This is a genomic window from Xaviernesmea rhizosphaerae (assembly GCF_001938945.1).
GTDB lineage: Bacteria > Pseudomonadota > Alphaproteobacteria > Rhizobiales > Rhizobiaceae > Xaviernesmea > Xaviernesmea rhizosphaerae.
The window spans coordinates 140982-164423 of the sequence record NZ_MKIO01000041.1 but is presented as its reverse complement, the minus strand read 5'-3'; the positions used below and the strand labels follow the sequence as shown (position 1 = coordinate 164423).

The 23442-nt window shown below is 63.5% G+C and carries 23 protein-coding genes; 6 read left to right on the top strand and 17 right to left on the bottom strand.

Translation table 11 applies throughout. From position 1 onward, the window contains the following. Positions 1-116: 116 nt before the first annotated feature. The 9 genes from BJF92_RS21785 to BJF92_RS21745 all read right to left on the bottom strand — a co-directional run bounded on the left by BJF92_RS21785 (position 117) and on the right by BJF92_RS21745 (position 8898). Positions 117-1199: an ABC transporter ATP-binding protein gene (locus tag BJF92_RS21785; RefSeq protein ID WP_075636839.1), complete on the bottom strand. Its 1083-nt coding sequence runs from the start codon at positions 1197-1199 to the stop codon at positions 117-119. Next, entirely contained in the window at positions 1196-2008 is an 813-nt protein-coding gene (locus tag BJF92_RS21780; RefSeq protein ID WP_075636838.1) for an ABC transporter permease, read from the bottom strand. The genes BJF92_RS21785 and BJF92_RS21780 overlap by 4 nt, the downstream gene beginning before the upstream one ends. A gap of 12 nt (positions 2009-2020) precedes the next feature. Continuing rightward, positions 2021-2881 carry an ABC transporter permease gene (locus tag BJF92_RS21775; RefSeq protein ID WP_075636837.1) on the bottom strand — a complete coding sequence of 287 codons (861 nt, stop codon included), beginning with the start codon at positions 2879-2881 and terminating at the stop codon, positions 2021-2023. A 71-nt stretch (positions 2882-2952) separates the two neighbouring features. Beyond that, positions 2953-3963 (bottom strand): ABC transporter substrate-binding protein, encoded by a 1011-nt coding sequence (locus tag BJF92_RS21770; RefSeq protein WP_075636836.1) that lies wholly within the window; start codon positions 3961-3963, stop codon positions 2953-2955. Between the two features lie 108 nt (positions 3964-4071). Beyond that, positions 4072-5535 (bottom strand): aldehyde dehydrogenase, encoded by a 1464-nt coding sequence (locus tag BJF92_RS21765; RefSeq protein ID WP_075636835.1) that lies wholly within the window; start codon positions 5533-5535, stop codon positions 4072-4074. Positions 5536-5545: 10 nt separating this feature from the next. Continuing rightward, positions 5546-6583 (bottom strand): LLM class flavin-dependent oxidoreductase, encoded by a 1038-nt coding sequence (locus tag BJF92_RS21760; RefSeq protein WP_075636834.1) that lies wholly within the window; start codon positions 6581-6583, stop codon positions 5546-5548. Between the two features lie 3 nt (positions 6584-6586). Continuing rightward, entirely contained in the window at positions 6587-7510 is a 924-nt protein-coding gene (locus tag BJF92_RS21755; RefSeq protein ID WP_075636833.1) for a flavin reductase family protein, read from the bottom strand. Continuing rightward, on the bottom strand, positions 7500-8321 hold the full coding sequence (locus tag BJF92_RS21750) for an alpha/beta fold hydrolase (RefSeq protein ID WP_075636832.1): 822 nt from the start codon (positions 8319-8321) through the stop codon (positions 7500-7502). The genes BJF92_RS21755 and BJF92_RS21750 overlap by 11 nt, the downstream gene beginning before the upstream one ends. Further along, complete coding sequence (locus BJF92_RS21745; protein WP_075636831.1) at positions 8296-8898, bottom strand: amino acid synthesis family protein; 603 nt, start codon at positions 8896-8898, stop codon at positions 8296-8298. Before BJF92_RS21745 ends, BJF92_RS21750 begins: the two co-directional genes overlap by 26 nt. 97 nt (positions 8899-8995) lie before the next feature. On the opposite strand from BJF92_RS21745, the gene BJF92_RS21740 reads away from it, so the two are divergent. Next, complete coding sequence (locus BJF92_RS21740; RefSeq protein ID WP_075636830.1) at positions 8996-9676, top strand: GntR family transcriptional regulator; 681 nt, start codon at positions 8996-8998, stop codon at positions 9674-9676. Between the two features lie 140 nt (positions 9677-9816). Here the strand turns inward: BJF92_RS21740 and BJF92_RS21735 are convergent, their stop codons facing one another. From BJF92_RS21735 to BJF92_RS21725, 3 genes are read right to left on the bottom strand one after another with little or no spacing between them, the layout of a single operon-like run. After that, positions 9817-10578: a pyrimidine 5'-nucleotidase gene (locus tag BJF92_RS21735; protein ID WP_075636829.1), complete on the bottom strand. Its 762-nt coding sequence runs from the start codon at positions 10576-10578 to the stop codon at positions 9817-9819. A gap of 57 nt (positions 10579-10635) precedes the next feature. After that, positions 10636-11214: a GNAT family N-acetyltransferase gene (locus BJF92_RS21730; protein ID WP_245294856.1), complete on the bottom strand. Its 579-nt coding sequence runs from the start codon at positions 11212-11214 to the stop codon at positions 10636-10638. Further along, entirely contained in the window at positions 11180-11857 is a 678-nt protein-coding gene (locus BJF92_RS21725; protein WP_078058317.1) for a TetR/AcrR family transcriptional regulator, read from the bottom strand. Before BJF92_RS21725 ends, BJF92_RS21730 begins: the two co-directional genes overlap by 35 nt. 316 nt (positions 11858-12173) lie before the next feature. On the opposite strand from BJF92_RS21725, the gene BJF92_RS21720 reads away from it, so the two are divergent. From BJF92_RS21720 to BJF92_RS21700, 5 genes are all read left to right on the top strand, one after another. Next, a complete protein-coding gene (locus tag BJF92_RS21720; RefSeq protein WP_075636827.1) occupies positions 12174-13373 on the top strand; it encodes an ABC transporter ATP-binding protein in 1200 nt (399 codons plus the stop codon). Positions 13374-13422: 49 nt separating this feature from the next. Further along, entirely contained in the window at positions 13423-14274 is an 852-nt protein-coding gene (locus tag BJF92_RS21715) for a carbohydrate ABC transporter permease (RefSeq protein ID WP_245294855.1), read from the top strand. Beyond that, positions 14274-15110 carry a carbohydrate ABC transporter permease gene (locus tag BJF92_RS21710; protein WP_075636825.1) on the top strand — a complete coding sequence of 279 codons (837 nt, stop codon included), beginning with the start codon at positions 14274-14276 and terminating at the stop codon, positions 15108-15110. The genes BJF92_RS21715 and BJF92_RS21710 overlap by 1 nt, the downstream gene beginning before the upstream one ends. An 89-nt stretch (positions 15111-15199) precedes the next feature. Then, the gene (locus BJF92_RS21705) at positions 15200-16486 is read left to right on the top strand and encodes an ABC transporter substrate-binding protein (protein WP_075636824.1); all 1287 of its coding nucleotides are present in this window, start codon (positions 15200-15202) and stop codon (positions 16484-16486) included. 105 nt (positions 16487-16591) lie between these two features. Then, positions 16592-17497 (top strand): CehA/McbA family metallohydrolase, encoded by a 906-nt coding sequence (locus BJF92_RS21700; protein ID WP_075636823.1) that lies wholly within the window; start codon positions 16592-16594, stop codon positions 17495-17497. A 283-nt stretch (positions 17498-17780) separates the two neighbouring features. On the opposite strand, the gene BJF92_RS21695 is transcribed toward BJF92_RS21700, so the two are convergent. The 5 genes from BJF92_RS21695 to BJF92_RS21675 all read right to left on the bottom strand — a co-directional run bounded on the left by BJF92_RS21695 (position 17781) and on the right by BJF92_RS21675 (position 23437). Next, a complete protein-coding gene (locus tag BJF92_RS21695) occupies positions 17781-18842 on the bottom strand; it encodes an ABC transporter ATP-binding protein (RefSeq protein ID WP_075636822.1) in 1062 nt (353 codons plus the stop codon). Between the two features lie 9 nt (positions 18843-18851). Then, positions 18852-20366 (bottom strand): apiosidase-like domain-containing protein, encoded by a 1515-nt coding sequence (locus BJF92_RS21690; RefSeq protein ID WP_075636821.1) that lies wholly within the window; start codon positions 20364-20366, stop codon positions 18852-18854. Next, positions 20363-21229 (bottom strand): carbohydrate ABC transporter permease, encoded by an 867-nt coding sequence (locus tag BJF92_RS21685; protein WP_075636820.1) that lies wholly within the window; start codon positions 21227-21229, stop codon positions 20363-20365. Before BJF92_RS21685 ends, BJF92_RS21690 begins: the two co-directional genes overlap by 4 nt. After that, on the bottom strand, positions 21226-22125 hold the full coding sequence (locus tag BJF92_RS21680; protein ID WP_075637024.1) for a carbohydrate ABC transporter permease: 900 nt from the start codon (positions 22123-22125) through the stop codon (positions 21226-21228). Before BJF92_RS21680 ends, BJF92_RS21685 begins: the two co-directional genes overlap by 4 nt. Positions 22126-22186: 61 nt before the next feature. Further along, complete coding sequence (locus BJF92_RS21675; protein ID WP_198931577.1) at positions 22187-23437, bottom strand: ABC transporter substrate-binding protein; 1251 nt, start codon at positions 23435-23437, stop codon at positions 22187-22189. Between the last annotated feature and the right edge of the window lie 5 nt (positions 23438-23442).

Here is a 23442-nt window from a genome sequence, read left to right as displayed (position 1 = left end):
CCAATCGACACCCGGCGGCCCCGGGTGGCGTATCAACTGAGGCACGAAGACCCCGTTGGAGAGGCAGTCCTGCCCGAAGAAACGCATGTCGATGCTGCGCTTCGTCCCTTGCCGGCTTACCCCTGAAACGCATGCACCGTTTCCGGGTTGAACGACAGCGCCACGGGCAGCGCGGGCTTGAGGCCGCCAAGCATCGGATGGCCGAAGGGGATGCGGACGGAGAGTTGCTTGCCGGCCGGGATCTCCACGAGCACGTCGGTGTTGTTGCCGAGGAAGGTGATGTCGCGGATGGTGCCCTTAAGCGCGCCGTCCGGGCCCCCATCTGCGGCCCTGATGTCGATGCGCTCGGGGCGCAGGAGCAGGGCGGCGGTCTTTCCGGGGCCGGCGCTGTGGAGCGGCACGCCGGAGACCAGTTTGCCGCCCGGCAGCGCCAGCGTCGCGTGGCTGCCCTCGACGGAGACGACGTCGGTGTCGATGAAGTTGGAATCGCCGATGAAGCCGGCGACGAAGCGGGTGGCGGGTTCGGCATAGAGCGTCTGGCCGGAGCCGATCTGGTCGATCTTGCCCTGGCTGAAGACGGCGATGCGGTCCGACAGGCGCAGCGCCTCCTCCTGGTCATGGGTGACGTAGAGGATCGTCACGCCGGTTTCCTGGTGGATGCGGCGGATCTCGAACTGGATCTCCTCGCGCAGCTTCTTGTCGAGCGCCGAGAGTGGCTCGTCCATCAGCAGCACCGGCGGATCGTAGACCAGCGCGCGGGCCAGCGCCACGCGCTGCTGCTGGCCGCCGGACATCAGAGCCGGTTTGCGGTCCTCGAAGCCTTCGAGCCGAACGAGGCGCAGCGCCTCCTTCACCTTGCGCTCGACATCGGCCTTGGGCATGCGGCGGATGCGCAGCGGAAAGGCGACGTTTTCGCCGACGGTGAGATGCGGGAACAGCGTGTAACGCTGGAACACCATGCCGATGTTGCGCTTGTGGGAGGGCGTGTCGAGCAGCGTCCTGCCGTTGAGCTTGATGTCGCCGGCCGTCGGATACTCAAAACCGGCCAGCATGTAGAGCGTCGTCGATTTTCCAGAGCCCGAGGGGCCGAGGAAGGTCATGAACTCGCCCTTGCGGATATCGAGCGTCACATCCTTCACGGCCGTGATCGGGCCGTAGTGCTTCTTGATGTCGCGGATCTCGATGAAGGCGGAGGTCATGGTTTCGTCCCTTGTTTGCTGCCGCGTCGGACGAGCGCCGCGATGATCATCAGGAGCATGGTGAAGAGGATGAGGAGCGTGGAGGCCGCGGCGATGACGGGGGTAAGATCCTGGCGCAGCGTCGCCCAGATCTTGACCGGAAGGGTCTGCAGCGTCGGGCTCGCCATGAAGATCGCCAGCACCACCTCATCCCAGGAGGCGAGGAAGGAGAAGACGGCGGCGCCGAACAGCCCATGGCTGATGGCGGGCACGGTGACGCGCATCCGCGCCTCCCACGGGCTGGCGCCGCACAGGATCGCCGCATCCTCGATCGACTTGTCGAAACCGTCCAGCGCGCTGCCAATCGAGATGATCGAGAAGGGCAGCGCGATCAGCAGGTGGGCGATGATGAAGCCGAGCATGGTGCCGTTGAGGCCGATCTTCAGGAAGAAGGCGTACAGCGCGACGGCGAGCACCACCACCGGCAGGATCATCGGCGTGAGGAAGAGCGCGCGCAGAACCTCGCGACCGGCAAAGGTGCCCCGGTTGAGCGCGAGCGCTGCCAGAAAGCCGATCCCGACGGAGAGCACGGTGACGATGGCCGCGATCTTCAGGCTGGTGAAGGCCGATTGCAGCCAGCGCGGATCGGCGAAGAGTTCGCCATACCAGCGCGTCGTCCAGGCGGGCGGCGGGAAGATCAGCCATTGCGACGAGCCGAAGGACAGCGCCGCGATGAAGACGATCGGCAGCATCAGGAAGAGGCAGACGAGGGTGGTGATGGTGATCAGCACCCATTTCCACGGCCCGAGCCGGTCGAAGTCGAGAAGCATGGCGGTTCCTCCTCAGCCGATCCGGCGCGTGCCGAAGAAGCGCAGCTGCGCGGCATAGAGCGCGAGCGTGACCACGAGCAGCACGAAGGCGGCGGCCCCACCCATGCCCCAGTTGACGAGCGACTGCACGAATTGCGCGACCATTTCGGCCAGCATCATATTGGCCGTGCCGCCGAGAAGGGCGGGGGTCACGTAGTAGCCGAGCGCCATGACGAAGACCATGAGCGCGCCGGCCGCGACGCCCGGCAGCGACAGGGGCAGCAGGATCCGGGTGAAGCACTGCCAGCTGTTGGCGCCGCATAGCGCCCCGGCCCGCAAAATGGCGGGATCGATGGCCCGGATGACGCCGACCAGCGGCAGGATGACAAAGGGCAGCATGATATAGGTCATGCCGATGGTGACACCGACGAGATTGTTGACGAGCGCCAAGGGCTTGTCGATGACGCCGAGACCGATGAGCGTCTTGTTGATGACGCCGGTGCGCTGCAGAAGCACCATCCACGCATAGGTGCGGGCGAGAAGGTTCGTCCACATGGAGAGGATGATGATGGCGAAGACGAGCTGCCCCCAGGGCCGCGGCAGCACCGCGAGCGCCCAGGCGACGGGATAGCCGATCACCACGGACAGCGCCGTCACCACGCCGGCGACGAGGAAGGTGTTGGCGAAGATGCGGGCATAGGTGCCGGTGCCGATCAGCTCGGCATAGTTCTGCAGGCCGAGCGTCGGCTCCGTCACGCTGCGCAGCATGAGGCCGAGCACGGGCGTGACGAAGAACAGCAGAATGAGCACCAGCGCCGGCAGCGTCCAGGCGAAGGCGGCGTTTCTGCGGCGCGCGACGCGCTCTCCCGGCGCGGCCGTGGCGGTCATGGCCATGCGTCAAAACCTCTCATTGGATGGAAGCCCGCCGGCGCGCATGGCCGGCGGGTGGAAGGAACGCGGCCGGCTTACTTGGCCTGCCAGGCGTACCAGCGCTTGCCGATCGCATCGCGGTGCTCGGCCCAGTAGCTCATGTCGGCATTGACCTGGCTTGCGGCCTGCATGTCCGGCAGCGTCTTGCGGATCGCGGCATCCATCAGGTCCGGCGAGCCGAGGTTGATCGGCGCATAGCCGGTGACGGCGGCGAATTCGGCCTGCGGCTTGGCGGCGGTGGCGTTGGCGATGAACTTCATCGCAGCCTCCTTGTTCTTCGTGCCCTTGGGAACGACGAGCGCGTCGGCGGCGGTGATGTTCTGATCCCAGGAGGTCTCGACCGTCACGCCGGTGGCGGCGAGTGCCGTCAGGCGACCGTTCCAGAAGGAGCCGAAGGGGGCCTCGCCGGAGGCGAGAAGCTGCTGCGAGGCGGCGCCGCCATCCCACCAGACGATGTCGGCCTTGATCGTGTCGAGCTTCTTGAAGGCCCGGTCAAGGTCGAGCGGGTAGAGCTTGTCGGCGGGCACGCCGTCGGCCAGAAGCGCCGCCTCGATCACGCCCGGGGCCGACCATTTGTAGAAGGCGCGCTTGCCCGGGAACTTGGCGGTGTCGAACAGGTCCTTCCAGCTCTTCGGGCAGGTGCCGGCGGCATCCTTGTTGCAGCCGATCACGAAGGAATAATAGAAGCTGCCGACGGAGTAATCCGTCACGAAGCGCGGATCGAGCTTGCTCTTGTCGATGGTGGAGAAGTCGAGCTTTTCCAACAGGCCCGCCTTGCCGGCCTGCACGGCATAATCGCCTTCGACATCGACGACATCCCAGGTGACGTTGCCGGCCTCGACCATGGCCTTGATCTTGCCGTAGTCGGTCGGGCCGTCCTGCACCACCTTGATGCCGGAGGCGGCGGCGAAGCTGTCGGCCCAGGCAGCCTTCTGGGCGTCCTGCGTCGTGCCGCCCCAGCTGGTGAACACCATGTCGGCGGCAGCGGCGGAGCCGGCGGCACCGAGAATGGCGGCGAGCGCGGTGGCGATGAGCAGTGTCTTCATGTCATTCCCCTTTTTTGCGTTTTTAGTCATGGCATTGTCGTCAGCATGCTGGTCGAGGTCGGCCGCGCCCGCCCCGCGCCCTTTTTCTCCTGGCGTCGGGGCAGGCCATCACCGCATGACGAAGGGATCGGGAATCGGATCGTCCGATGTCCTGACCCAGACGGTCTTGGTGCGGGTATAATCGAGCGCCGCCGCCAGACCGCCCTCTCGGCCATGGCCGGACTGGCCGAAGCCGCCGAAGGGCGCAATCGGCGAGACGGCGCGGTAGGTGTTCACCCAGACGATGCCGGAGCGGATCTTGCGGATCATGCGGTGCGCGCGGGCAAGGTTCTGCGTGAAGACACCGGCCGCGAGCCCGAAACGCGTGGCATTGGCCAGCTGAACGGCTTCCGCTTCCGTCTCGAAGGAGAGGACGGAAAGAACGGGACCGAAGAGCTCGGTCTCGACGGAGGGTGAGGACACGCCATCACAGTCGAGAATGGTCGGGGCGTAATAATAGCCATCGTCCTTCGGGCGGCTGCCGCCGGCCACGAGCTTTGCGCCGGCTTCGACGGAGGCGGTCACGACGCTTTCGATCAGCTTGCGCTGGCGATCGGTGCAGAGCGGGCCGACTTCCGTGGCCATGTCGAGCGGCGAGCCGATCTTCACCGCCTCTGCACGGCTTTTCAGGATGGCGAGGAACCGGTCCTTGACGGAGCGCTCGACGATGAGGCGCGAGCCGGCCACGCAGGACTGGCCGGTGGCGGCGAAGATGCCGGCGACCTGCGCATTGGCGGCACTTTCGAGGTCGGCATCGGCAAAGACGATGAAGGGCGATTTGCCGCCAAGCTCCAACGAGGTGCTGGCGAGGTTTTCCGCGGAATTGCGCACCACCGCCGCCGCCGTGCCCGGACCGCCGGTAAAGGCGATGTGGGCGACGCCCGGATGACGCGTCAGCGCCGCGCCGCAGGAGGGGCCGAAGCCGGTGAGGACATTGACGACGCCGGCCGGGAAGCCGGCCTCATGCACGAGACGCGCGAACTCCAGAAGCGGTGCCGGTCCGTCCTCGGAGGCCTTGACCACCAGCGTACAGCCGGCGGCAAGCGCCGGGCCGAGCTTGACGGCGGAGAGGAACAGCTGGCTGTTCCAGGGAACGATGGCCGCGACGACGCCCACCGGCTCCCGGCGCAGCCACACATCCATATCCGGCTTGTCGATCGAGAGATGGCTGCCCTCGATCTTGTCGGCGAGGCCGGCGTAGTAGCGATAATACTCCGCGACATAGGCGATCTGCGCCGAGGTCTCGCGAATGATCTTGCCGGTGTCGCGGGTCTCGAGCTCGGCCAAGACGGGGGCCCGCTGGGCGACGAGGTCCGCCAGACGGAAGAGCAGCTTGCCGCGCTGCGTTGCCGTCATCGTCGCCCAGGGGCCATCATATAAAGCGCGTTCGGCAGCCTTCACCGCCCGGTCCACATCACCCTCGCGCGCCTCGGGCATCTCGGCCCACACCGCGCCGGTCGCGGGATCGATGCTGTCGAAACGGGCGCTGCCGTCGTCGAAGGCGCCGTCGATATATTGCTGGAAGCGCTGCATGTCGTTCTCCTTACCGGAAGGCCGGCATCACCTCGGCGATGAAGCGTTCGAGCGACGCCTTCTTGCGCTCGAAGGTCATGCCGGTGTCGATCCAGAAGGAATATTCGTCATAGCCCAGCGCCTCGTAAGCCTTGAGCCGTGCGATCACCTCCTGCGATGTGCCGATCGGCATATTCGCCTTCATGACGGCGGGGGAGAGATTGGCGTTGGCCGCAATCTCTTCCTCGCTAAGGCGGGCGATGAGACCCTGATGGATCGGCCGCTCGTTCTTGAACCAGGCGAAGAAGTAATTGTAGTAGACGCTGACCTCGCGGGCCGCCTGCTCCACGTCGTCGGCGTCCGAGCCGACATAGGTGTGCAGCAGCAGCATGATCTTCGGTCGCTCGATCTCTGGCGCCTTCTCGCAGGCGGCGTTGAAGCGGCCCATCAGGCTCTCGATCTCGCCATCACCGTTCCACAGCGGCGTCACCTGCACGTTGCAGCCGTTCGCCACCGCGAATTCATGGCTGTTGGGATCGCGCGCCGCCACCCAGATCGGCGGATGCGGCGCCTGCACCGGCTTCGGCGCCGAGGTGGTCGCCGGAAATTTCCAGAACTCGCCGTCATGGGCGTAGTCACCGGCCCATAGGCCTTTGACGGCCGGGATCAGCTCACGCATGCGCTGGCCCGCACCCCAGGCGTCGAGGCCGGGATGCAGACGCTCATATTCGAAACCATAGGCGCCGCGAGCAATGCCGATGTCGAGCCGGCCGCCGGAGACGATGTCGGTCATCGCCGCTTCGCCGGCAAGCTTGATCGGGTGCCAGAAGGGCGCGATCACCGTGCCGGTGCCCAGGCGCACATTCTGGGTGCGGCGGGCGAGATCGGCAAGGTTGATGAATGGGTTCGGCGCGATGGTGAAATCCATGCCGTGGTGTTCGCCGGTCCAGATGGCGTGCATGCCGCCGCGATCGGCGATCTCGCAGAGCGCGATGAACTCCTCATAGAGCTCCTGATGGCTCTGGTCGGCATTAAGCCGTTCCATGTGAACGAAGAGCGAGAACTTCATCGACTAGCTCCTGACCGGCTGGGCATGCACCCGGCCTTTTTCCTGATTTCCGACATAGACCCCGAAATTGCCGAGGCTCTTCTCCGCCGCATAGCGCTTGAGCACGTCGCGCGTCGCGGCATCGGCGATCCGCTCCAGCGGCAGCGCCTCGACGGGGAAGAAGACCCCGCCCGTGGCCGCGCCCTCGCCAAGGGTCACGCGGTAGATGACATGCTGGCGGCGCACCCGCGTGTCCTCATAGATGGAATAGACGAGGCCCGGCTGGGCGGTGAGTCCGGAAAGGGCCGCAAGATGGGCGGTGAGCGCATCGACACCCTCGCCAGAGCCAAGCTCCAGCCCCGGCAGCGCCAGTCCGCCATCGGGCGTTTGGGTGAGCATGAGCTGACCGTCGCGCTCGGCGACCGCGCCCAGCACCTGCGGCATATCCTGACCGGAGATCAGCGCCTTGTCGGCGAGGGCGGGGAGGAAATAGCCGCCGCGGGCATAGCCGAGGCCGGTCAGGCCGGAATTCTCGAAAGCCTCGACCCGGCCGATCAGGATCGCATGATCGCCGGCATCGACGACGGAATGGGTGGCGCAATCGAACCAGGCGGCCACGCCGTCAAAGACCGGCGAGCCGAAGGGACCGCGCTGCCACGCCACGGCCGCGAAACGATCCTCGACGGGGCGGGCGAAGGTGTTCGACACGTCCTTCTGCGCCTCGGAGAGGATGTTGACGGCAAAGCCGGCCGCTTCGGTGACGGCGGCATAATTGCGCGAGGTCTTGGCGAGACAGAAGAGGAGGAGCGGGGGATCGAGCGAGACGCTGGTGAAGGAATTGGCCGTGAAGCCAATCGGTTGGCCCTCGGCATTGATGGTGGTGACGACGGTGACGCCGGTGAGAAAAGCGCCGAAGGCATCGCGCAGCTGTCGTGGATCATGCGTCATGGCAGGCTTCCTTGCGTTGCGAGACCGTCCAGCCCATCCAATCGATCAAGGCGGCATTGACCTGATCGGGCGCCGTCAGGTTCACCATGTGGCGATGGCCGGGAATGATCAGCGCCCGCCCGTTCTGCGCCGCCGCCGCCATGGCCCGCGACATGGCGGGCGAGGAATTCAGGTCACCCTCACCGGTGAGGAAGAGGGCAGGGCAGGCAACATCCGGCCAGCGATCGGCATAGACGGCATCGCCCGTGGCGAAGGCGCCATAGGCGGTGGCATAACCATCGGCATCGACTTCGGCGAGCAGCTGCCGGCAAAGGACGCGTGCGGCATCATACTCACCGGCAGCGCCGAACCAGCGGGCAAGCGGCGCCTCGCGATCGAAGCCACCGGTCGAGATTTCGGCAGCCCGCGCCTCCACGGCCTGGCGCGCGGCGGGATCGCGGCGATGCACGCCGTTCAGCAAGGCGACGCGGGCCACCTGTCCGGGCACCTCGGCGGCAAGGCCACCCGCAATCAGCGCGCCCATGGAATGACCGGCGACGCTGACCGGTCCGCGATCAATTTCCGACAGAAACGTCGCGATGCGCGCCACGAAATCGGGGAGCCTCGCGCCCTTCGGCAAAGGCCGGCTTTCGCCATGGCCAGGCAGGTCGAGCGCGATCACCTCGAAGCGTTCCGACAGCGCCGCGATCTGCGGCGCCCAGGCTTCGAGCCGCATGCCGACCCCGTGGATCAGCACCAGCGGCGCGCCGCTGCCGGCAACGGCATAGGCGGTGCCGGAAGCCGTCTCAGACCGCTGCGGGGTTGCTGGCATCGTTGCCGAGCTCCTTCAGGTCCTGGTAGCGGTCGCCGATGCGGTGATGCGGGCGCCCGCCGATCGAGGCGCCGAGCGCCACGACGATCTCGTCGGCAGCCGGCGCATCGGGAATGGCGCACTGGATGGTCAGGTAATGCGAGCGCCGCCCCTCGTCGTTCTTGTCCATCAGCGGGATCATGATCGGGGCGTTCGCCCCACCGCGCGTGTTGCAAAAGGCGAGATAGGATTTCGCCCCAACGGCGGTGCGGTAGTGATTGCCGAAGCGCAGCGTGTGGATGAGCGCCGAGGCATGCTCCACCTCGCCGTCGAGGCCGACCACCGCCGCCTTGCCATAGGCCTCCACCGCCTCGCCGGAGTCGGCGGCATCGAGGATCATCTTCGTCAGGAGCGCGCCGAGCACCGGCGCAGCATCATGGATCTCTGGCTTCAGGTCTTCGACAAAGCCACGGCCGGCCCAGGGGTTCTTCACCACGGCAATGGCCGCGATCAGCTTCAGCGGGGTCGCCGCCGCCTTGTCGCCTTCGATAAGCGTTGTTTCCACGTGAAGAAGGGTTTTGCGTATCACCGGCGCCAAGGCTGCCTCCTGTCTTTTCGTCTGTCAGCATGTTGGTATACCATCATACGACGTGTCAAGGCCTTGTCGATGGAGAAAATTGCGGCTACATCGAAGCATGTCCAATCAAGATCCCACACTCGCCGATCTCCGCATCGAAACGCCGCCCGCAACGCTCCGGGAAATCGCGCTCGACCGCCTGCGCCGCGCCATCATTTCGGGCCTGTTCGAGCCGGGGCAGCGGCTGGTGGAGCGCACGCTCTGCGACCAGCTGGGCGTTTCGCGTTCCGTCATCCGCGAGGTCATCCGGCACCTGGAATCGGAAGGATTGGTGGACAACGTCGCCAAGCAGGGGCCGACGGTCGCGCGGCTTTCCTGGGACGATGCCCGGCAGATCTACGAGATCCGCGCCGCGCTGGAATCCACCGCGGTCGCCGATTGCGCGCGGCGCGCCGACGAGGCGGTGAAGCTTCGGCTGAAGACCGTGCTGGAAGAGCTCGATCGCACCTCGAAGAACAGCTCGCCGCCGGCCGTGCTCGATGCAACCCATGATTTCTACGAGATCATTTTTCGCACGAGCGGCCACAACATCGCCTGGGACATTGTCAGCCGCCTCAACAGCCGCATCTCGCGCCTGCGCGTCATGACGCTGTCGACCAGCAATCGCACCGTCTCCGGCCCGGCCCGCATCCGCGAAATCTACGAAGCCATCTGCCGCAACGACGCCGACGGCGCCGCAGCCGCCTGTCAGGCCCATGTGGCGGAAGCCGCAAGGATTGCGGAGCAGCTGCTGGCGTAATACCAAGTGGCGGCGGCAGCACGAGCTTGGCAGCCGGCACCGCGCTCGGGCGCGGGTCGCAGATCGTCCGGACACGGTCGAGGCCGCCGGCCTGCAATGACGTGGCGTTGCCGTCAGCGACACCGCATCCCGGAAAACGATCAAAAAGTCCCGGGCCGATCGTCTTCGTTGTGACGATTGTCCGGCAAGGCGTTCAACACGCCCGCAAGAAAGCCACGCAGATCGTGGGTTATGTAATCGATGTAGCCAGGCGCCACATCCGCTGCAGCCCGATCCGTATGCCTGCTCCTGCACAAGAATTCGGGGCTGACCAGAACGGTCCTTGCGCCGAGCACATGGGGAATTTCGAGATTGCGGGCGACGTCCTCGAACATCGCCGCCCTTTTCGGATCCGCCCCCATCTGCGCGAAGAGGCGTTCGTAGGGCGCTCTGTGCGGTTTGGGATCGAGATCAGCCCAGACAATATCGAAAATGCAGTCGAACGCGTCGGTTATTCCCAGGCGTTTCAGGACGTTCTCGGCATGGCCGACGGTTCCGTTTGTATAGATCACGCGTTTGCCCGGCAACGACCGGATGGCGTCGGCCAGTTGCAGATCGGGCACCAGCAGGCCATGGTCGATGTCGTGAACATAGTCGAGAAAGACGTGCGGATCGATACCGTGTTCGATGATCAGCCCGTTGAACGCCGTCCCGTAGACGGTCTCAAACCGCTCGTAGAGTTCGGCAGCGCCGGTGTGATCGGTGTCGAGAAGCTGGCGGATATAATCGTAGGTCCTGGTTCTCATCTGAACCATCAGGTTCAGGTCCTGAGGGTAGAGCGTGTTATCAAGGTCGAAGATCCAGAAATCGACGTGTTTGAAATCTGCAAAAAGGTCTTGTCGCGTGGATAGGGCGTCTTGCATCGGTATCTCCGGAAGAGGGCGGAAACGGCACGATCGTCCGTCCGTAGAGGCGTATCGTTAAACGGGAAGAGCCGTGGCTTTGCGGTCGGCGCCGCGCGCATTCAGCCATTCATGGCGCAGGAGAGACATCAGCAGCAGGTCGGCACGGCGGCCATCCGGAAAGCGCAAGGCACTGCGCATCAGGCCTTCCTCGACAAAACCGATCTTGGCGTAGACGTGACGGGCGATCGCGTTGTCGGGCAGAACGTCGAGCCACAAGCGCTCGATCTGCGGATCCGCAAACACCAGATCCGTCACGCCGAGGATGAAGCGGGTGCCGATGCCATTGCCAGCCTGGCGGACTGCAATGCGGTTCAGATTGGCGATGCCCTTGCCGTCGTCATTCTGCTTGATGACGGCAAACCCGAATGCGCCCTGCGGGGTCTCGCCGATCACGTAGCGATAGTCGCGGAGGCCCATCTTCTGCCGATGCACCGCCGCATCATGGGCGCCGACGCGTTCCGCGTAGCCCGGCAACCGTTCCGTTGCCATGATGAATGCAATATCGGCATCGCGGGCCGCGCGAATGGAAATGGTGTTCATGGGGCAGTCCCTGGCGCATCTATTTGGCCAAAACGATGGCGAGAATGGTTTCAATATTGAAGGCCAGGCGCGCCTCGAGCGCTTCGCGGGTCATCAGCTTGCGGCCGTAGACATGTGAACTGGTCGCGTGGTTCATGAGGTAATAGTAACAGATCGCATTCTTCGTCAGGCAGAGCTGGACCGGGTCGATGTCCGGGCGAAACGTGCCATCGGCCACACCGCGGGCAAGGACTTGCTCGGTCAGGAACTGCGATTTCACCGAACCTTCCCGCAGCACTTTCGACGAGCGGAAATGCCGCGCGCCGAGCATGTTTTCCTCGTTCAGAAGCTTGGTGAATTCGGGATGCGCGATGTAGTAGCGCCAGACGAATGTCACGAGGGCGACGAGTGCGTCGCGCGGCGGCAGGTTTTGCAGATCCAGGCTGGCCTCCGCCTCCCAGATGTCGGTGTAGACCTTCTCGATCACCGCCTGGAACAGCTGCCCCTTGTTGCCGAAATATTGGTAGAGCATCCGCTTGCCGATCTGCGCCTGGGCGGCGATTTCATCGACCCGGGCGCCGGCGAAACCCTTCTGCGAAAACTCCGCGACGGCCGCGTCCAGGATGCGTGATCGGGACAGGTCCGGCCGACGCGGGTGACGGGCGCTGCGTGGATCTGCACTGTCCACGCCGGTGGCAGGTTTGGAATCTGGCGCCATGACGGAAGCTCCCTTGCCTTCACCCGAACGCGGCGGGAGCAGCGATTGCCAAGCGCAATCCGTCTGGCTCGTCCTGTTGCGGCAATGCGGCCGCTTCCCGTTTCACATCAATCATTTATCGCCGCTCTCCAACCCAGTCATGTGACCAATCAGTTACTTATACCATGTAAAACATTGTAATCAATGATTTATTTTTTCATCAAAAATTGGAGCCGTCATCAAGCTGTCAAGCGGGGGGTCTATAGGCAGGCCATCGCTTGCTGCGGGTCAACGGACCCTGCCGGTCTTGCGGGGACGTTCTGGAGTGACGTGAGCCATGCATGGCAAGGACATAAAAATCACCGGCATCCGGAAAGATTTCGGCGCCACGAACGTGCTGAAGAGCATCGATCTGCATGTCCGCAAGGGTGAATTCCTGACGCTGCTCGGGCCGTCGGGATGCGGTAAGTCGACCCTGCTGCGCCTGATCGCCGGATTTGACGTTCCCACATCCGGATCGATCGAGATCGGTGGGCGCGACGTAACCCGTCTTGCTCCCAAGGAGCGAGAAATTGCGATGGTCTTCCAGTCCTACGCGCTTTACCCGCACATGACGGCGAGACGCAACATGTCCGTTCCGCTCGAAATGCAGCGCCTTTCGTTTGCTCAACGCCTTCCCGGTGCCGCTCTGGTGTCAGGAAAGATCAGGCAGATCCGCAAGGAGATTGCCGTCGATGTGGAGCGGGTCTGCGAGCAGCTGGGACTGGCAAGTCTGCTGGATCGTAAGCCCGCCCAGCTGTCCGGTGGCCAGCGGCAGCGTGTGGCGGTCGGCAGGGCCCTGGTGCGCGAGCCCTCCGTGTTTCTGATGGATGAGCCGCTGTCCAATCTCGATGCCAAGCTGCGCAATCAGCTGCGCGAGGAACTCGCAGATCTGCAGCGCCGCACCGGCATCACCTTCGTCTTCGTCACGCATGACCAGAAGGAAGCAATGGCCCTGTCGGACCGGATTGCGCTGATGCAGGGCGGGCAGGTGGTGCAATGCGGCACGCCCGATGAAATCTATCGGGTACCCAACCATGTGTCCGTGGCCCGGTTCGTAGGGTCGGTTGCCATCAATGAAATACCCGTCGCGATCCGAAATGAGGATCTGTTTGCCGGCCCGTTCGCTCTGGGCTTGCGCGCGGCGGGGGCTCCCGATGGCGCATATATGCTGGCCATTCGTGCCGAGGCGCTGGAACCGGTCCCGCAGTCTTCCGATGCCGTATGTCTGCAACTGCCTGTCGCGCATGTGGAATATTCAGGGTCCGAGGTCTTCGTGCGGTGCAGCGGCCGGGATATCGGCACCGAGTGGATCCGCTTTCAGGTGCCCGTGGAGCAGTTCGCGCAGTTGCGCGCCGGCGGACATCTCGGCGACACCGTGTCGCTGCGCCTGCGCGCGCACGGAGCGCATGTCTTTACGCTTGCGGGCGAGAGAATGCCCGCGGTTCTGGTCAACCGGTACGAAACGAACGGGCTGCGTCATGTCCTCAGCGTCTAATGCCGCCAGCCTTTCCTCACGGGAGGTCATAAGGCGCCGCCATGAGGCGTTGGCGTATCGGTTTTGCGGCCCGGCGGTCCTGCTGCTTGGCCTGACGGTGATTGCGCCCGTCCTGTTCGTGCTGGTTGCCAGCCTGACGGATTACCGCCTGGGCAGAACGACATTTCAGTGGATCGGCCTTGGCAATTACGTCACCATGTTCTCCTCGCCCTATGTCTGGCAGGCCTTGAGAAACAGCGCGGTCTATACCGCCATCGTCGTTCCCCTCTCGGTTTTCCTGGCGCTCTTCGTGGCGGTGCTCATCCATGGGCGCACGACATCGCGGCGCTTCTACGAAATCGTCTATTTCCTGCCGGTCGCCAGCACGCTGACGGCCATGTCCATCGTGTGGAGCTATGTTCTCAACGGCAGGATTGGACCGCTCGCCGATCTGATGGCGTCGATGGGCCTGCCGCGTCTCGACTTTTTCTCCGATGACAGCCTTGCCCTGAGCGGGCTTGCGATCATCGGCATATGGCGGCTGGTCGGTTATAATGTCGTGCTGTTCCTGGCCGGCCTGACGACGATCCCGGCGGAGGTGCAGGACGCCGCCTCGCTCGATGGCATGGACAATTTCTTCGACCGGCTGCGCTATGTGACCTGGCCGCTGCTGGCGCCGACGACCGTCCTGGTGATCGTGCTGAATTGCATTCAGGCCTTTCAGGTTTTCGATACGGTGGCGGTCCTGACAAATGGCGGCCCGCGCGGCGCGACCAACATGCTGCTTTACGAGATCAACACGCAATCCTTCGGCAGCCTGAAAATCGGCTATGGCAGCGCCCTGACGGTTCTCTACCTCATCCTGATCGGCGGATTTTCAATCCTCCAGGTTGCCCTTTCCGACAGAAAGGGAGAGAGCTGATGCGCCGCGGCCTTCGCCCCCTTGTGACGTCGATCGGCGCCCATGCGATCCTGCTGTCGGGGGCCTTCATCATGGTCTATCCGTTCCTGTGGATGTGGAGGGCCTCGGTGCAAAGCAGCGGCGAAGTCTTCGGCGCCATGAAGAATGCGCCGTCGACCTTGGAGTCGATCCTTGCCAATTATGGACAAGCGCTGTTTCAGACGCCGGTCCTGCGTTTCATGCTGAACGGTGCTCTGATGACGGGGGGCATCCTGCTCTTTCAGGTCGCGACCACGGTGACCTGCGCCTATGCGCTGGCCAAGCTGGAGTTCCGGGGCAAGCGGGTCCTGCTGGCGCTGGTCCTGTTGGCGATCACCATCCCAGCGCAGGCGCCGGCGCTGCCGCTCTATCTCGGCCTTGCCAAGCTGCAACTGCTGGACACCTACCTCGCCATGATGGTGCCGCACCTCACTTCGGCCTTCGCGATCTTTCTCTTTCGCCAGTTCATCCGGTCATTTCCGGAGGAGATCCTGCTGGCCGCCCGCCTCGACGGCATGACGGAGATTGAGATCGTCACGCGCATCGTCGTGCCGTCCATGCTGCCCGCGATCGCGGCTTTCTCGATCTTTTCGGTGACCTTCCACTGGAACGATCTCTACTGGCCGATGATCGTCATCCATTCCATCGATCTGGCGCCCCCCACGCTCGGGATCCTGTTTTTCCGCAGCCAGGAGGGTGGGGACAGTTTCGGACCGTTGATGGCCTGCGCCACCGTCGTCACAGCACCTCTCATCCTCGTGTTTATCGCCGCTCAAAAGAAGTTCGTTCAGGGAGTGACCATGAGCGGCGTCAAGTGATTTGAGCCCATCCAGCGGCAACTGAACGGGCTCAAATGGGCAAGACCCAACCGCAGTACCACCCATTCCACATCCTTAGGAGATGATCCATGAGCTTGACCAGAACCTTGACTGCGGCGGCGCTCGCCTGCTGCATGGCCGCACCCGGCATCGCACAGGCAAGCGATGTCACTTTGAACTTCTACCACTCCTATGCGAGTACGGCAGAATTTCTGAAGCCGATCGTTGCCGACTTCATGAAAGACCATCCCAATATCAAAATCAAGCTTCAGGTCCCGGCCGAAAGCTATTCCGCCGCCAACCAGACCGTGATCCGCGGCATCATGACCGACAACCTGCCGGACGTCTATCTGCCGTCCTATTCCACCATCGCGCCGCTGATCGAGACGCTCAAGCAGAACGGGCGCGATGTCGAACTCCAGGGCCTGCTGACGTCGGAAGGCAAAGAGTGGGTCGACGCCAATTATTCTGCCAAGCTGCTGCAGCTCGGCCAGGTCGACGGCAAGCAGTATGCGATGCCGTTTACCGCCTCCCTGCCGATGCTCTATGTCAACCAGGATCTGGTGACCAAGGCGGGTGGCGACATCAACAATTTCCCGACCACCTGGGATGGCGTCATTGCCCTTGCGCAGAAGATCAATGCGCTCAACACCGGCGCCAGCGGTCTCAGCTTCTCCGTCGGCGGCCTCAGCGACGACTGGTATTGGCAGATGATGGTGCTCTCCACCGGCGCCGGCATTCTCAACAAGGACAATACCGGCATCGCCTACGACAATGCCCAGGGTCTCGCAGCCTTGAAGGCCACCCAGGACATGGCCGTCAAGACCAACATGACGGTCAACACCACGCCTGAGCCGACCACGCAGGCGTTTTTCGCCGGCAAGGTTGGCATGATCGTCGGTTCGCCCTCCAGCCTCACCAACTACACCAAGTCGGTCGGCGATCGTTTCACGCTGCGGACGATGAAATTCCCGATGCTGAACCCGAAGGACGGCGGCCTTCCGGCAGGCGGCAACGCCCTGGTCATCCTGACGAAGGACAAGGAAAAGCAGGCGGCCGCCTGGGAGTTCATCAAATATCTCACCGGCCCTAAGGCTCAGGCCGAAGTCAGCCAGGCCACCGGCTACATGCCCACCAACAAGAAGTCTGAAGACATCCTGAAGGACTTCTACGCCAAGAACCCCAACTTCCAGACGGTCTTCTCCGAGATGGACTGGGCGGCTCCGTGGTACTCCTACCCGAACAACACGGCCGACGACATCTGGAAAGGCGTTGCCCTGACGCTCGACAAGCTCCAGCGCAACCAGATGACCCCCGAGGCTGCTTTGCCTGAAATTCGCGACCACGTCGCCAAGGTGCTGGCCGCCAACAAATAACCGGCCTCCGGTCCTGCTTTTCAGCATGCGACACAAGCCCCGGCGCCTTCCCGGCGCCGGCGTTTCGCGCATGACAGACTTCAAGATCTCAGAAAGCAAAGTGACATGTTGGACGCTTTTTCCGCCAGCGGACAGTTCTACAAAGGCAATATTCACGGCCATTCGACCCGTTCGGACGGGCTGAAGACACCGGAGCAGGTGGCGGCCTACTACCAGTCCGCGGGCTATGACTTCATCGCCATCACCGATCATTTTCGGGAGAAATACGGCTATCCGATTGTCGACACGACGCCCTTGCGGAACGGCGGGTTCACCACCCTGATCGGCGCGGAATTGCACGCTCCGGCTTTGGCCAATGGCGAGCTCTGGCACATTGTCGCGCTCGGCCTGCCGTTCGATTTCGCCCCGCCGGCCGCCGACGAGACCGGCGCCGAGCTGGCAGCCCGCGCTGTTCGGGCCGGTGCCTTCGTCCAGATCCCGCACCCCGAATGGTATGGCCTGACGGTGGAAGATGCCGAGACGATTGCTGGCGCGCATGCCGTCGAGGTCTATAATCACGGCTGCGCCGTCGACAGCGCCCGGGGCGGCGGCTCCGAACTGATCGACCAGCTGCTGGCGCGGGGGAACCGGATCGGCATCGTCGCTTCGGACGACAGCCATTTCTGGTTCGACTGGTTCGACGAAGGCTGTGGCGGCTGGGTCATGGTCAAGGCGGAGGAAAACACGCCCGACAGCGTGCTGGCCGCCCTGAAAGCCGGTCACTATTATGCGAGCCAGGGCCCGGTGATCGATCATATCGAACGACGCGGCAACATGCTGCATATCGAGAGCTCGGACATCTTTGCCGCCGTGCTCGTCGGTCCCGCCTCTCTTGCGGCCCGGAAACTCGGGCCTTCGATGTCGGCCATCGATCTGCCGCTCGACCAGTTCGAGGGCAAGTGGTGCCGCCTGGTGCTGCGCGACAGTCGTGGACGCAATGCCTGGACGAACCCGCTCTGGCTGGATGGGTGACACCATTCCGGCCGAGGTGCCTCTCGGCGGCGCCATGGTCTCTGACGTGAACCCTTAAGACATCGGCTGTCGACCTGCGTCCCGGCCGTCGCGCGTGACGGCAGGGCGAAGCCTTCTTCGGAGGCATAAAATCTGGTCGCAACTTTCCTCAACCCAAGGCCTGGTCTGACCTATGAAGGCAGATCAGCAGGTGGGCCGGAATCCTGCGGGTCACGCGGACGGAAACCGTCTGGAGGTTTAGGAACAGCTTGCTGCGGTAAAGGTGCGGCCTGATCCAGGCGATTCACCCCGCTGCCGCCAGCCTGTTCCCCGTCGCCGCGTCAAACAGCTGGTGCTTGTCGGGGCTGAAGGAAAGACCGATCGCATCGCCAGGCGCAAGCGTCAAGCGCGCCTTGGAGACGAGCGTGATCTCGTGCTCTGCGAGACGGGCCGTCACATGGGTTTCCGAACCCGTCGGCTCCACGACGATCACCTCGGCTTTGACCGGGCTGGCCGGATCGATGGCGATCTCGTCCGGACGGATCCCATAGGCGATCTTGGTGCCAGGCGCCGCCTCGGCAACAATCGGCAGGGTCGCGACGCCCGCCACCAGAACAGTCGCGTCCTGCACGATGGCCGGCAGGATGTTCATGGCCGGGCTGCCCATGAAGGTGGCGACGAAAAGATTGGCCGGGTTGTCGTAAAGCTCCAGCGGCGTGCCGATCTGCTCGACCCGGCCATCCTTCATCACCACGATCTTGTCGGCCATGGTCATGGCCTCGATCTGGTCGTGGGTGACATAGATGATGGTGGATTTGAGCCGTTGATGCAGCGCCTTGATCTCCGCGCGCATCTTCACGCGCAGCTTGGCATCCAGGTTGGACAGCGGCTCGTCGAAGAGGAACACCTTGGGATGGCGCACGATGGCGCGGCCCATGGCCACGCGCTGGCGCTGGCCGCCGGAAAGCTGGGCGGGCTTGCGATCGAGCAGAGCGGTCAGCGACAGGATCTCGGCCGCCTTCTCCACCTCCGCCTTGATCTCCGCCTTGCTGCGCCCGGCCAGTTCCAGGGCGAAGCCCATGTTCTGCGCCACCGTCATCTGCGGATAGAGCGCATAGTTCTGGAAGACCATGGCGATGTCGCGGTCCTTGGGCTCCAGATCGTTGACGCGCCGGCCGTCGATGGCGATTTCGCCGCCCGTCACCGTCTCCAGCCCCGCCACCATCCGCAGCAGCGTGGACTTTCCGCAGCCCGAGGGGCCGACAAGGATCACGAATTCCCCGTCGCGGATGGGGATGTCGACCCCATGCATGACCGCGACGGCGCCATAGGCTTTTTTCACGCCAGAAATATCGACCGATGCCATGGGAAGACCTCAATCCAGCTTGCGGATGCGAAGGGCGAGATAGGGGCGGCCGGGCAGCGCGATGCCGAAGGCGGCATCCGCCTTGCCGCCGCGGGTGATGCTGCCATGGCGCTGGGGATGCGGAACGAAGGCCTCGATCCGCCGGGCCGGCTCGATCGTCATGGCCCATGTGTCGATCAGGTCGATCGCATAGGCGCCATCCTCGGTCGGCAGGCCGGTCGTCCACTGGTCCGGCTGGTGTTCGCCGAAATAGATGAAGGAGACCCGGCCGCCGAGATCGCGCGCGCCGGAAATCCGGCTCCAGGGCCATTCGTCGTTCATGCCCATGGGCTCCAGCCCGTGGAGATTGTCTGCCGTCAGCAGAGACCGCAGGAAGCCGATCCGCTTCCAGCTTTCCCCATGGAGAACGCCGCCCTTGGCCCACCAGATCAGGTCTTGCGGATCGGCATAGGTCTCGCCATGGCCGGCATAGCCGCCGCGCATCACCGTGGTCCAGAAGCGGTGCACCAGCTCCTGCGCGGTTATGTTGCCCCAGTTGTAGATGATGTTGCCTTCATATTCCGGCTCGTCGTTGACGACGGGCTTGCCATAGGCCGCGCGCCATTCCGGCGTGCGCTTTACGTCCCAGTTCTGGATGCAGACATGGGTGATCCACGGCTTGCGGTGATCGAAATTCATGTTCTGATCGCCATTGTGGATCGAGCGCAGATGCTGGGCCGGATCGTTTTCCTCCAGAATATGGCAGAAGCGGTCCCAGGTCTCGACCGGAATGGTGTCGAGCAGGAAGTCATATTCATTGGCCAGCGCCCACCAGACATTGCGATGGGCAGACAGGCGGGCCGCGACATATTCGACATAGCGCAGGTTCTGCGCCTCGCTCATCGTGGCATAGCCCCAGCGGTCATAGGGGTGGAACAGGATGATATCCGCCTCGATGCCGAGCTCGGCGAGCCGGCCGATCTGCCGCTCCAAATGGCGGAAGGCCTCCGGGTTCGGCCGGTCGAAATCGATCGTGCCTTGGCTATCCGGTAGGAAGATCGGCTGCAGCGGCTCGTTGGTGTTGAAGGGATAGTCCTTGGGAAACACCGCCATGCGGATCTTGTTGAAGCCGGTCTTTGCCAGCGTCTCCAGCGTCTGTTCCTGCTGGGCGATCGGCTGATGCGTCCAGGCGTAGCAGGTGGTGCCGAAGGGATGATAGGGCGTGCCGTCGGCATGGGCGAAGTGAAAGCGGTTGCGCACATGGACGGGCCCGTGGACCCCCGGGCGCGCCGCCGTCACCGTGAGCTCGCCCGTCCTGCCGTCCAGAGCTTCGATGTTGGAGGTCGTCGTGTAGCTCCATTCGCCAGCAGTGTCCGGCATGAAGCGCAGGACGAAGCTGTCGCCGCCATCGTGAAAGCCCGTGACGCGGACGCTGCGGTTGCCCTGGCGGAACTGCGCATGCAGGCGGACATCGAGATAGGGATTGCCGGGGACCTCGGCCGTCAGGCGGAGTTCGAAAATGTCGTAGAGATGCGTCATGGTCATTCCTTGACCGCCCCGGAGGTCAAACCGGCGACGAAATAACGTTGGAACATGAGATAGACGATGGCGGCCGGCAGCACGGTCATGATGGTCGCGGCGTTAAGCTCGCCATAATCGCTGGAAAACTGGCTCTGGAAGCTCATCAGTCCGAGCGGCAGCGTCCACATCTTCGGGTCCTGCAGGATCACCAGCGCCATGGCGAATTCGTTCCAGGTGGCGACGAAATCGAGGATCAGCAGCGCGGAGAGAACCGGCAGCGAAATGGGCAGGAAGATCCGCCGGAAGATGGTGAAATGCGAGGCGCCATCGATGCGCGCGGCCTCCGACAGCTCCTTCGGCACGGCCGAGAAGAAGCAGTAGAGAATGAAGACCTGATAGGGAATGCCGAAGGCGAGATAGGGCAGGATGATGCCGGGATAGGTGTTGATCAGGCCGAAGGCATTCACCTGGCGGAAGATCGGCGCCAGCATCACCTGAAACGGCAGCATGGTGCCGAACAGGAACAGGGCGAACAGCGCCTTGTTCATGCGCATCGGCACCTTGGCCAGCGCATAGGCCGCCATGGCGGAGATGAACAGGCCGAGCGGCACCTTGATGACGGTGATCACCACGCCGTTGAAGGCGGTGGTGGAGAAATTTCCGCGCCACCAGGCGGCGGCGAAATTCTCGAAGGCGAGTTCCGTCGGCGGCATGAAGGCGCTGGCGCCCATCACCGTGGCGTTGGATTTCAGCGCGGTGAAGACGATGAAGACGAAAGGGGTGATCCAGATCAGCGCAAGCAGGATCAGCGAGACCCACAGCGCGATCAGAACGGGATCGACCTTCGCCGAGCCAACCGGGCGAAAAGCCTGGGAAAACAGCGTCATCGGGACATCTCCTCGCGACGGAACATCCAGCGGATGTAAGGCAGGACGATCACCAGCGTGATCAAAAGCAGCACCACCGACACGGCCGCGCCGCGCCCGAACACGCCGAGCTGCATCGACTGCGTATAGGCCCACATGGCGAGCATCTGCGTCGATTGCGCCGGCCCGCCGCCGGTCATGCCGTAGACGATGTCGAAGGCCTTGAGCGAATTGATCAGCGACAGGACGAAGACCACCATCAAGGTGGGCTTCAGCGCCGGCAGGGTGACATAGCGAAACACGCCCCAGCGTCCGGCGCCATCGATGCGCGCGGCCTCCACCAGCGTGGCCGAGACACCCTGCAGCCCGGCCAGGAACAGCACCATGGAAAAGCCGACCGACTGCCAGAGATGGGCGACGAAGACCGACCAGAGCGCGACCTTGCGGTCGCCGAGCCAGTCGAGGATCCAGCCGTCGAGGCCGAACTGCATCAGGAGATTGTTGAAGAGGCCGAAAAAGGGGTCGTACATCCACTTCCAGATCGTGGCCACCGCGATCGAGGCGATGATCACGGGCAGGTAGAACACCACCCTAAGGCCCGACTTGCCGGGAATGTTCTGGTTGAGCGCCAGCGCCAGACCGAAGCTGACGAGATTGGGCAGGGTGACGGCCAGCGCCGTCCACCAGATGGTGTTGCGCAAGGCGCCCCAGAAGACCGGATCCTGGGTGAAGATGGCACGGTAATTGGCAAGGCCGACGAAATTCGCCCCAGGGCTCAGGCCGTTCCAGGAGGAGAACGACATGCGGACGACGTCGATCATCGGGTAGACGGCGAAAAGCAGATAGACGATCAGGGCGGGCGCGAGCAGGACATAGCCCTGCCGCTCGGGCCGCGCAGACTGGCTTGCTTGGGGCATGATGTGATCCGATCCGATCCGCCGGGGCGCCACCTGAACGTGGCGCCCCCAAGCGGTCCGGTTATCCGCGGTTGGAGATGAAGGTCTGCAGGGTCTTGCCCGCATCCCCGGCCTTGATGTTGCCGGAGGCGACCTCGTTGATCACGCGCCAATATTCGGTGGTCACGTCGAGCGGGAAGGCCTGGTCGCCATTGACATAGATCTTCGTGTACTCGCCGAAGATATCCAGCCACTTCTGATCCAGCGCGGAAATTTTGGAATATTTCACGTTGGAATTGACGGAGATCGAGCCGAAGGCGCCGAGATTTTCCTGCTGCACCTTGTCGGAGAGCAGGTAATCCAGGAACTTGGCCGCCTCGTCCGGATTGCGGCTCTTCGAGGAGACATAGAGATATTCGGCAAAGCCATAGAGCCGGTCGGTGCCGGTGGGTACGGGGAAGAGGTCGAAATTGTCGATCTTCTTGGCGTCTGAAAGCTGGCCGACCAGCCAGTCGCCTTCCACCATCATCGCCGCGCGGTTGGCGAGAAAGAGATTGAAGCTCTGGGAATTGTCGATGCCCATGAAGGGCTTGAGAATGTAGTTCTGCGACCAGTCCGCAAGCTCGTTGAAGCTCGCGGTGGCGCAGGCCTCCGTGCCCCAGTCCAGCTTCATGTCCATCAGCTGGTCGTGCTTCTCGGCCCCGCACTTGGCTTCCAGGATCACGTCCATCAGCCGCATCAGATGCCAGTTGACCGTGCCGCCAAAGGTCATCGGCATGATGCCGGCCTCCTTCAGCTTGGCCGCCACCGCCTTCAGCTCGTCATAGCTCTTCGGCAGCTCGGCGATCCCGGCCTTCTGGAACAGCGACTTGTTGTAATAGATGGCCTCGCCATGGAAGGTGTAGGGAACGCCGTGGCGGCCGCCTTCATAGAGCTTGGAGAAGCTGCCGGCGGTGCCGACGATGCGCTTGTCCCAGTCATACTGCTGGTAATAGGCATCGAGCGGCTTGGAGAGCCCGGCCTTGACGAATTCGCCGCCAAGCCCGAGGCCCGCCCACATGAAATAGATGTCCGGCCCCTGGCTCGACTGCGCGGCCACGCGCAGGGCCGCCTTGTGCTCGTCGACCGAGCGCCCCTCGCGCGTCACGGTGATGCCCGGATTGGCCGCCTCGAACTCCTTGATCGTCTTGTCCCAGGCAAGATTGGCCGAGTTGTTGTCGAAGGTGAGCGTCCAGATCTTCACCTCTCCGGCCGCTGCCGGGCCCGCCGTCAGGCAGGCTGAAACGGCAAGCGCCGAAACGGCAGAAATCAATCCCTTGGTCATTGTCATCAAAGCCT